The sequence below is a fragment of the Streptomyces sp. NPDC058092 genome (assembly GCF_042884935.1).
Lineage (GTDB): Bacteria > Actinomycetota > Actinomycetes > Streptomycetales > Streptomycetaceae > Streptomyces.
The window spans coordinates 136,774-143,366 of sequence record NZ_JBHVSY010000007.1; the positions used below are offsets into that span (position 1 = coordinate 136,774).

General features: G+C 72.9%; 3 protein-coding genes. All 3 read left to right on the forward strand.

Going from position 1 to position 6,593, the window contains the following annotated elements; translation table 11 throughout:
• The first annotated feature begins 96 nt into the window (after nt 1–96).
• A complete protein-coding gene (locus tag ACFVV1_RS14120; RefSeq protein ID WP_389989283.1) occupies nt 97–861 on the forward strand; it encodes an SDR family oxidoreductase in 765 nt (254 codons plus the stop codon).
• Nucleotides 862–1,016: 155 nt separating this feature from the next.
• Entirely contained in the window at nt 1,017–1,610 is a 594-nt protein-coding gene (locus tag ACFVV1_RS14125) for a TetR/AcrR family transcriptional regulator (protein ID WP_389989285.1), read from the forward strand.
• Between the two features lie 201 nt (nt 1,611–1,811).
• Nucleotides 1,812–6,422: a HEAT repeat domain-containing protein gene (locus ACFVV1_RS14130; RefSeq protein WP_389989287.1), complete on the forward strand. Its 4,611-nt coding sequence runs from the start codon at nt 1,812–1,814 to the stop codon at nt 6,420–6,422.
• The last annotated feature ends 171 nt before the right edge of the window (nt 6,423–6,593 follow it).

A 6,593-nucleotide genomic window follows, 5' to 3' on the forward strand; every position in this document is an offset into this window, starting at 1 on the left:
GACAGGAGTGTCGCCCGAGCAGGGGCCGGCCTCTTCCGCAACAACATACCGACTGGTTAGTCTGCTGGGGCAGCCGGCAGAGAGAGGCGGGACCCGATGAGTACGGTGCAGGGCGCGGGCGTAGTGGTCACAGGGGCCGGAGGCGGCATCGGAGCCGCTCTGGCCCGCCGATTCGCCGCGGAAGGCGCGCGGGTCGTGGTCAATGACCTCGACAAGGCCAGGATCGAGCCGCTGGCCGAGGAGATCGGCGCCGTCGCCGTCGCCGGTGACGCGTCGGGGATCGTGGACGCCGCCCGCGACGCGCTGGACGGCACCGTCGACATCTACTGCGCCAACGCGGGCCTCGCCTCGCCCGGCGACGTCTTCGCCGACGAGGAGGTCTGGGCCGCCGCCTGGGACGTCAATGTGATGGCCCACGTCCGCGCGGCCAGGGCGCTGCTGCCCCACTGGCTGGAGCGCGGCAGCGGCCGGTTCGTCTCGACCGCCTCCGCCGCCGGACTGCTGACGATGATCGGCGCCGCCCCGTACAGCGTCACCAAGCACGGCGTCGTCGCCTTCGCCGAATGGCTCTCCCTCACCTATCGCCACCGCGGCGTCAAGGTCCACGCGATCTGCCCGCAGGGCGTGCGTACGGACATGCTCACGGCCGCCGGATCGGCCGGCGAGCTCGTCCTCGCCCCCAGCGCCATCGAGCCCGAGGCGGTCGCCGACGCGCTCTTCGACGCCATGGCCGAGGACCGCTTCCTCGTCCTGCCGCACCCCGAGGTCGCCGGGTACTACCGGGCCCGCACCAAGGACACCGACCACTGGCTCGGCAATATGAACCACCTCCAGCAGAAGTGGGAGGAGACCGGCGCATGAAGTACCCGCGCGAGGTCGAGATCCTGACCGAACTCCCGAAGACGGCGAGTGGGAAGATCCTCGGGCGGGAACTGCGTTCCCCCCGATAGACCGCTCAGCGGAGCGTTTCACGCACAGCACGGATTCACGCACGGTACGGAAGGAAGGTGGCGGAAATGGCCAAGGCGACGGACGGGGACACACCCCCCGTCCCTCAGCGGCTGCTGGCCGCCGCCACCCGGCTCTTCGCCGAGCAGGGCTACGACCGCACCTCCGTCCAGGAGATCGTCGAGGCGGCAGGCGTCACCAAGGGCGCCCTCTACCACTACTTCGGCTCCAAGGAGGACCTCCTCCAGGAGGTCTACGCCCGGGTGCTCCGGCTCCAGCAGGAGCGGCTCGACGCGTTCGCCGACGCCGACGCTCCGGTCGAACAGCGGCTGCGCGACGCCGCCGCGGACGTGGTCGTCACGACCATCGAGAACCTCGACGACGCCTCGATCTTCTTCCGGTCCATGCACCACCTGAGCCCGGAGAAGAGCAAGCAGGTACGGGTGGAGCGGCGCCGCTACCACGAGCGCTTCCGGGCCCTGGTCGAGGAGGGCCAGCGGAGCGGGGTGTTCTCCACCGCCACGCCGGCGGACCTGATCGTCGACTACCACTTCGGCTCGGTCCACCACCTGTCCACCTGGTACCGGCCGGACGGCCCGCTCAGTCGGCAGGAGGTCGCCGACCACCTCGCCGACCTGCTGCTGCGCGCCCTGCGTCCCTAGGGTCTCTCGTTCGGATCAGGCCGGGCTCGCGTGGCCCGGCACCGCGCCTCGCCGCGGCCGTCCGCTTCGCCGCCCGGTGCCTGCTGCGTGTGAGGGCTTTCGCCCGCGAACTGGAGCTGGCGGACCATGTACCGTTCGGCGGCTATTGACGGGGTCGAAATCCCGTTGGTGGAGCCGGGAGCGCCCGGTTAGCATCCGACGGTGAAGACGCCGGCCGACGAACCGTTCCACGACGCCGTACGCCGGGCCGACGTCGACAGATTGTCCCGGCTCCTGGACGCGCACGACTGCTCACCGGCCGTGCTCCGACGTGTGATCCGGCACGAGGATCCCGCCCTGCGTCATCTCGTGCTGGTCCTGCTCACCGAGCGAGTGACGGCCGACCGCCCGTCCGACGACGCGCAGAGGGCCGAACTCGCCGGGCTGCTGCCCGTATCGCTGATGGGGCCACCGGAGGCGGATCTCCTCCTGGCGGGGCTCTACGAACGCCTCGCCCCCCATCTCCGGGGCCGCCCCCGCCCGTCATGGCGCACGGCCGGGCTGCCGGCACGGGTGGCGCTCGCGTGGCTGCGCGCCGAACTCCTCGACGAGCCCGTGGTGATCCGTGGCGAGGCCCCGGGTGAACTCCTCTACCAGGCCGTACGGCAGACGGACATCACCGGTGCGCATCGGCCGTCGCGACTCGTGGGCGAGCTGGCGGACAGCGGCGACCCGGTGCTGCAGGCCGAGGCGCTACGGCTCGCCCGGCAGGGGCTGCACGCCGGACTGCTGGCTCCCGCGCTGGTCCGCGAAGACCTGATCGGCCTGCTCGGCGCTGACAGCGACCGGGTCGTGGCCGGCGCGCTGGGCGAACTCGCCGAGCCCTGGGCGGCGATGGAGCCGCTGCGGCCGGGATGCATCTCGACGTTTCTCACCGCCGGTTCGGCGGGGGAGAGGCCCGCCGTGGCCGACGCCGCCCTTGCGGCCGCCGCCCGCCACGGCCACAAGGACCTGCTGCGGCAGATCATCGACGATCCGGATCTTCCGCCGGGCCTTCGCCGACGGGGAATGGAACTGCTCGGCGATCTGGCGGACCGCGACGACATCGGTGAACTCACGGCCGTCGCCACACGCGATCCGCTGCTGTTCGGCGGGCCGACGGTGACGTGCCTGCGCGGTCTCCACCGGCGCGGGCACTTCGTGGACGGTCCGGACGTTGCGGCCGTCATCGGCCTGGCCCTGGCCGATCACTCGATCCCGCCCCGCGAGGTCGCGACGATCCTGTTCACCTGCCGGAAGGAGGTGTTCGGGCTGCTGACGGATGCGGCCGCCGACGATCCGGGCCGACCGCGACGGCTCGCCCTGCTGGTGGCTCTGGCCGGGCAGGGAGCCGGCGAGCTTCCTGTCGGGGACGCCATCACGCGCGCACTTCCCTCGGCTCCCGACCCCGGTCCGTACCTCGACGCGATCCGTGAGCTGCGCCACACGGATGCCGAGGATGCCGTGATCGCTCAGCTGCCCTCGGCGCCCGCCGCGGCCCTCGACGCCCTGGAGGCCATCGGCGGGCGGCGGACGGCAGCGGCCCTGCGAGAAGGACTGGGCCTGACCGGGGACTTGATCGCGCCTCATCTGTACGCCGTACGGAACCGCGCCCTCGAACTGCTGTGGCAGCTGACCCGCGATCCGGAGCAGCGGCGCGCCCTCCTCGTACGGCTGGATCCCGTCGACCTGCCGGCGCGCATCGCAGCGGACCTGGGTGGCCCGGACGAGCGGGAACTGGCCCTGCTGCGTTCCCATCCGAACCCGGACGAGCCGGTGGCGGCGCTGTGCCGGCTCGCGACCCACGGCAACGCCGGCTCACTGCCGGTCATCGCCGATCTGCTGCTGCGCGTCGTGGCCGAGCAGGCGGCGGTGCGGGAGCGCGAACACGGGCAGCCGGGCGGTGAGCCCGTGGTGCCGCAGGAGGTCCTGGACGCCGTGCACGCCCTGGGCCGTCGGCTCCAGGAGCGGGGCGCGATCCGGCCCGTCTGCCTGCTGGACACGGCAGACGCGCGAGAGGCCGGCCACGCACTCGTCGCGACCACGGCACTGGATCTGCTGGACCGGCCCGGGCTGTCCGACCGCGAGCAGGCGATTCTGCTCGAACTGCTGCTCCGGGCCCCCTGGGCGGGCACCCGCGCCCGGGTGCACCGGCTGCTGCGCCACCGCGACCGGCACGTACGCAAACATGTCATCGCCCTGCTCGCCCGCGACGCCACGGGCGAGGACGCGCAGGCGCTGTCGGCGACCCTGATCGCGCTGACCACCGCTCAGGACATCCAGACCGTCCGGCAGGCCGTGGTCGCCCTGGGCCACGCACGTGCCCACTGGGCGTGCACCGCGATCGCCGCATGTCTCGACCATCCGAACATGAACATCAAGAAGACCGCCGCCGAGGCGCTGGTCCGCGCGGGCACACCGGCGGCGCTGCCCAAGCTGCTCTTCTGGCTCGGGCACCACGACAACCCCGGGCTGCGCGGCACGCTCGTCGCGGCCCTGCACGCCGTCCTCGGCGACGCCTACGCGGCGACACTGCTCGCCGCCGCCGAGCACAGCCGGGACGGCCGTACCCGCGAACTGCTGCTGGAGGGCCTCGACGGCGCCCTCGGCGCCCGCTCGGTCCTCGCACTGGACAACCAGGCGTCACCGGTGGCGGCCACCCTGCTCTCCCTGGTGGCGGACGGCCGGGTCGGCCTGGCCTCGGGGGACGTGAAAGATCTGGCGATACCGTCGGCCAGGTATGGGATCACCACATCGGCCGTCGCACGGCGGTCGTCGGTGGACGGTGCGGTGAACCGTGACATCAGGTCGCTGGTGGACGGGGGCTGGAATCCCTCGGTCGCGCTGCGCGTCGCCGAGCGGGACGCGCCGCTCCACCCCGACCGGCTGAACGAGCTGCGACCGATGCTCGCCGACTGGCTCCGGCTGGCCGGCTCCCGGCCCGCGGTCCGGGACCGGGTGGTGCGGTTCGCGCTGCGTATCTGCCCCGGACCCTGGGCGGCCGGGGAGCTGACGGTGTTCGCCCGGTCCGCGCGGGTCCTTCTCGACGCGCTCGTCGGCGCCCGGGACGAGGACCGGCACGACCTGATCGCGGTACTCGAAGCGGTCGCGCCGATGCTGACGACGGCCGGCAGGCCGACCGCAGCCGCTGCGGTACGGGCCCTTCGTCCCGCACCCACGACGCCGGGCCGGTCCACGCTGACGCTGCTGCGCCGCCTCGGCGCGGTGCTGGTCCGCGCCGACCTCGATCAGGCACTCGCGGTCGCCCGGCTCGGCTCCGACCCCTGGCAGGCCCGGGCCGCCGTGCTGAGGGAGGCGTTCGCAGTCCCGGAGCCCGCCGCGGCACCCCTGCCCGCCGAGACCCGGACATGGCGGGCGGCGCTGGACGACGCGGTGCGCGTACCGGGCACTCTGGAGGAGTTCCGCCGACAGGACGACGGCAGGGTCGGCTCGCGAGACCGACTGACCGCACTGATCGAGGTCCACCATGGCGCGGACCCCGAGGTCCGGGCCGCCCTGCTCGACTGGATGACGGATCTTCAGCCCCTCGACGTACCGTCCTGGACCATCGCCGAGACCGCCCACGCGCCGACGCCGCCGCCACGACGCGTACACATCGACGACCTCGACCAGCCCCGCTCGGCGGCCCTGCGGGAGCGTCTGCTGGACATGCTGGGGTCAGCCGCCGCGGACCGCAGGGAGACCGCCGCCCTGGCGCTGGCGAAGTGGCCCGAGGCCGAGGCCCGGCTGCCGGTGCTTCGCGCATACCTCCGCGGGCACATCGACATACCCATCGGCGTGGACCTGGCCCGTGCACTGCGCACCCTCGACGAGGCGGAGCTCCGGGACGACGACATCCTGCACGACCGGGTGGCCCACGCGGCCTCGAAGCTCGACCCGTGGGCACTGGAGCCACTGGTGCCGCTGCTGCTGGAGTGGTGGGAGCAGGCCCCGCCCGCCGCCGGGCCGGCGGTCGGCGCGGCACTGCGCACCTACCCCGCCGACGCGCTCGCCACGACCCTCGGCGACCGCCTCGACGCCGGGGCCTGGGGGTTCCTCGACCTGCTCCTCGACCGCAGACTGCTGCGCACCCCCGCGTTGACGCGCACGTGTCGGCGACTGCGCGCCGAAGGACGCGACGACCTCGCGGACCGGCTCCTTCTCGTCGAAGGTCCGCTGCGCGGCCCGGACGCCGTACAGCAGGACGCGGCAGCGCTGGCAGCGCTCCGTGACCGCGCCCCGGCCGCGCCCGCCGGAGCCTCGCAGCGCCCGCTGAGGCGGGAACTGCTGGACCTGGCCCGGAACGGCACCCCGGAACAGACGAGCCGGGCCCTCGCGGAACTGGCCGAGGCGCACTGGGGCCCGGATCCGGACAAGGACTCCCGACTACGCGACCTGATCGGTGAGTTGCTGCACCATCCCCGGGCCAAGGTCCGCCTGCGTGCCCACCGGACCTCACGGACGATGCTGGACCGGCGCACCTATCTGGGCCACACGATGATCCTGCTGGACGATCCCCTGCCGGACGTGACGCGTACGGCGATCCGCACGCTCTGCCACGCCGACTGGGAGCCCGCGATCCCCGCCGTGACGGGACTGCTCGCGCACCCGAACCCCGTCGTGCGCAGGACGGCGGCCGAGGGGCTCGTCGGGATGGGCGAGGCAGCGATCCCGGCCCTCCGCCAGGCCACCGCCCACGCCCGCCCCGACAAACGCTCCCTCTACACGGACGTCCTCGACCGAATCAGAAAGTCGAGCCCGCCCGGCAACACCCCGAGCCCGTCCGGTGATTGAGGACTAGCGGTCATGAAGGTGTCCGGCGCCGGAATTCGAGCCCGTCCGGTGATTGAGGACTAGCGGTCATGAAGGGGTCCGGCGCCGGAATTCGAGCCCGTCCGGTGATTGAGGACTAGCGGTCATGAAGGTGTCCGGCGCCGGAATTCGAGCCCGTCCGGTGATTGAGGA